This window comes from Mesorhizobium sp. M7D.F.Ca.US.004.03.1.1 (assembly GCF_003998635.1).
GTDB lineage: Bacteria > Pseudomonadota > Alphaproteobacteria > Rhizobiales > Rhizobiaceae > Mesorhizobium > Mesorhizobium loti.
Window position 1 is genome coordinate 1 of record NZ_RZQG01000604.1, and the last position, 3,713, is coordinate 3,713.

Below are 3,713 nucleotides of genomic sequence, written 5' to 3' on the forward strand. Positions count from 1 at the left end.
GTGCCGGCGTTAGGGAGGGGGCTGATATGATGCATGTCTCGCCACGAGACCTGCAGCGACAAGAGCAGAATTGTCAAATCAAGATCGTTCGCTGGCAGCGGCAGTCGACGGTGGCCGGCAATTGGCCACGCCACGGTGTTTTGCAGGAATGCGGGATGCAGTCCCACCTCAGACGCCGAAAGCGATATCGGTCCTGGTGTCCGTCTTCAGCTTGCGCATGCAGGCATTCGGTTCGACGCCGGTACCGGTGCATTCGGTCGCGCTGTTGATCAGCACGCGGCTGACTTTCGAACATTCGGTGCCGGCCAGATCGAAACGCGTCACCTTGGTCTTGCCGGCTGGTAATTCCTTGAAATCGAGCACGGTCAGCCGGTCGACGACGCCAGCCTCGTTGAACAGGGCGATCTCGAACGCCGCCTTGGACAGGTCGGCGCCGAGATTGTTGTTGACCACGAACGTCAGGCGGCAGCCCTTGTCGGAAGGCTGCGCGCCGTTGAGTTCGAGGCTGAGTGCGGGGACTGGCGCGGACTCTTGTGCCCATGCCGGAACCATCGCAAGCGACATCGCCAGCGTCGAGGTCAGTTGACGAAGGGATGTCGTCAAGCTCGTCATTGTCATCAGCCTCCAAATCGCATCGTTGCCGCCAGCTTGAGCGTTATGCCCGGCTCATAGACCGCAGCTGTCGTGCTGCCGTTGAGCGGGTTGGCGTATTTGACATCGAACAGATTGTCGGCGCGGAAATCGACCTTGAGATTATCGGTCGCCTGATAGCTCGCGAAGGCATTGACCAGCGTGTAGTCTTTGGCCACCGCATTGCCCTTCGGCTTGCCGTTGTACTGCACTTCGCCGCCGACAGTCAGTTTATCCTCGAGGAAGCGCAAGCCGAGCTGCGCCGTGACCTGGGAGGAGGGAATCGTGGCGAGATCTGCGCGGTCGCCTTCATACGATATGGTATGACCATTGACGATGGATGCCGAAAGTCCGGCATAGCCCCATGCCGCGTCGTAAACGCCTTCCATTTCGAAGCCGTTGATCTTGGCCTTGGCGAAATTCTGATACTGGAAGCAGATCGGGATGCCGGGGCCGAACGGGCAGCCGCTGGTCGGGTCGAACGCGGACAGCGTCACGCCTTCGATATAGTCGTCGACATCGTTGTTGAAATACGCCGCCTTGAGACGGAACGCGTCGCCAGCCTCCAAGATATCATTTTGCTTGTAGTTGACGCCGAATTCGGTCGTCTTGCCGGTCTCAGGCCGCAGATTGGGATTGGGCAGGAACGGGAAGCTGACGCCTGCCGGGTGATTGCCGCTGATCAGCGTTTCGGTAATCGACGGCGAGCGATAGCCCTCGGCATAGGTGCCGTAGAACTGAAGGCCTGCGAGGCCAGCCGATTCGAACGGCGAAACACCGACGGTGATACGAGGCGACACCCTGTCACTGGATGTCTCGCGTGAATCGTCCTTCAGGCTGTAATTGTCGTAACGCAGCCCGGCGATGACTTCGAGCCACTCCCAGGTGAGCTTGTCCTGGACATAGGCGCCAGAAACGTTGCGCTTGCCCGACGGCGTGTAGAAACTGTCGCCGCCTGCCGTGCCGCCAGTCTTGACGTTATCGCCGGCCCAGTCGCCGCCATAGGTCAGTTCGTGTGCGACATTGCCGGTCTCGAATCGGGACGTGTTCCAGATGTCGATGCTGGTCGTGCCGATGTCTAAGGTCGACGTCGAGCCTTGCGGCAGCACGATGGGAAGGCCGGTGGTTGGATCAAACCGGTTGAGAGGGACGAGGCTGGTCAGATCGAGATTGGTCTTGTTGTAAGAGGTGTTGATATGGAGATCGAGCCAGCTCTTGTCCTCATCGGTGATGTTGTAGCGGGCCGTGAAGGTGTTCGACTTCAGGTCGACGTCATTGACCGGCACGCCGCCGCTGATCTCGTTCCAGCCGTCGCTTGAACCGACCCAGCCGAGCTTCAGTTCGCTGTTGTCGGTCGGGCGGATGGTTGTCTTGAGCAGGCCGCTGAGCACGTCGAAGCCGGTGCCCTTGACTGTGTCGCCGCCGCCATCCTTGTAGTCGTCATAGTTGCGATAGACGATGTTGCCCAGCGCGTCCCAGTTCTCATTGAAGCGATAGGCGCCGGATGCGCTTGATGTCCAGCCCTTGCCGTTGCTCTCATAGCGTCCCGTGACGGAGCCGGCCCATGTCTCGTCCGGCTTGAGGAAATCCTCGGCGTCCTTGGTGTCGAAGAAGACGACGCCGCCGATAGCGCCTGAGCCGTAGGTGTTGGCGACAGGACCGCGGATCACGTCGACGGATTTGACAAGCTCGGGGTCGATGTAGAAGGTCGACTGGGTGCCGTGGTCGGAGCGCTGGAAATTCTGACGGGCGCCGTCGACGATGACCGCGACGCGGCCGAAATCCTGCAAGCCGCGGATGTTGATGCTGGTGCTGACGCGCCTGGCGTCGGCCTGGGCAGCGACACCGGGCACGCCGAGCAGCATCTCGTTCGGCGTCGTCGCCATGCGGCGGTCGAGCTGTTCCTGATCGACATGGCTGGCCGACGCCAGCGATTCGATCGCCGTCTCGCCGGTGCGGCTGATGACGAGGATCTTGTCGAGCAGCGTTGCGCCCGCAGGGGCGGGCTTTTCCTCGTCAGCCTTCTTCGTTTGATCTGCCGGCTGCGCCGCCTGCTGAGCGTTGGCCAGTTGCGCCGACAAGGCGATCGCCGCCACGCTTGCCAGCAAAGCCGCCATGCCCTTCGCTGCCGACCGGCCGCGCCATTCCCAAGTCATCAACCCCATGCCCCAACTCCAAAGTCCAGGTTTCATGCTGGCTGGCCCGGGGCTGGCTGGCAGTTTTGATCGTGTCCGGCGTCTTAAATGTTGACTCATTTAATCCGGTATTGCACTGACTAGTAAACATGATTATTCAAGTCAAGAAATGAATCGGATTACGCAACGCCTAGCCAGACGCCCGGCACAGGAAAGGGATCGATCCAGATGAACACCCACAATCCCAACGATTTTCGCTATCGCGTCCGCCGTTCCGACGATGCCTCCGTCCGTTTCGACCGGGTTCCGCTGGCGGTGCGGACCCTGTCCAGCAACACCCTGTTCCAGGGCGAGCACGAGATCGGCATCGAGCATCATGGCGCGCTCTACCGGCTGAAGATCACCCGCCAGGGCAAGCTCATTCTCAACAAGTAAGACAAGGCAACAGGGACGAGACATGGACCAGCGCGTAAAACCCGCCCCGCAGGAAATCCGGCGGGCACGGACAGACAATCCGAAGACGCGCGAGCGTGATCTGGCTGCCCAGCTCGGCATTTCGGAGGCCGAGCTGGTCGCCGCGCATAGCGGCGACGGCGTCGTCCGTATCGAGCCGCGCGTCAACGATCTTTTGACCGGCCTCGAAGCCGTCGGCGAGGTCATGGCGCTGACCCGCAATGAAAGCGCGGTGCACGAAAAGATCGGTGTCTATGACAAGGTTGTCACCGGTAACCACAATGCCATGGTGCTTGGCGAAAACATCGATTTGCGCATCTTCCCGAAGGTGTGGGCACACGGCTTTGCCGTGGAAAAGCGCGATGGCGACGAGATCCGCCGCAGCTTGCAGTTCTTCGACCCCGCAGGCGAGGCCGTGCACAAGGTGCATCTGCGACCGGCCTCCAGCCTCTATGCCTATCAGAAGCTGGTCGCCGCGCTCGAATCGTCCAACCA

Annotated in this window: 4 protein-coding genes; 2 read left to right on the plus strand and 2 right to left on the minus strand. The window is 60.7% G+C overall.

Annotated features, from left to right (window positions below; translation table 11 throughout):
- Positions 1 to 168: 168 nt before the first annotated feature.
- Together EN935_RS26250 and EN935_RS26255 are read right to left on the minus strand one after the other, a co-directional pair.
- Complete coding sequence (locus EN935_RS26250) at positions 169 to 612, minus strand: hypothetical protein (RefSeq protein WP_127266234.1); 444 nt, start codon at positions 610 to 612, stop codon at positions 169 to 171.
- A 5-nt stretch (positions 613 to 617) separates the two neighbouring features.
- Positions 618 to 2,795: a TonB-dependent hemoglobin/transferrin/lactoferrin family receptor gene (locus tag EN935_RS26255; protein WP_127373764.1), complete on the minus strand. Its 2,178-nt coding sequence runs from the start codon at positions 2,793 to 2,795 to the stop codon at positions 618 to 620.
- 198 nt (positions 2,796 to 2,993) lie between these two features.
- Here EN935_RS26255 and hemP point away from each other — a divergent pair, with 198 nt between their 5' ends.
- Together hemP and EN935_RS26265 are read left to right on the plus strand one after the other, a co-directional pair.
- Positions 2,994 to 3,200 carry a hemin uptake protein HemP gene (gene hemP / locus EN935_RS26260; protein ID WP_109668714.1) on the plus strand — a complete coding sequence of 69 codons (207 nt, stop codon included), beginning with the start codon at positions 2,994 to 2,996 and terminating at the stop codon, positions 3,198 to 3,200.
- A 22-nt stretch (positions 3,201 to 3,222) separates the two neighbouring features.
- The coding region (locus EN935_RS26265) for a ChuX/HutX family heme-like substrate-binding protein (RefSeq protein ID WP_281040364.1) at positions 3,223 to 3,713 on the plus strand (491 nt) is incomplete at its 3' end.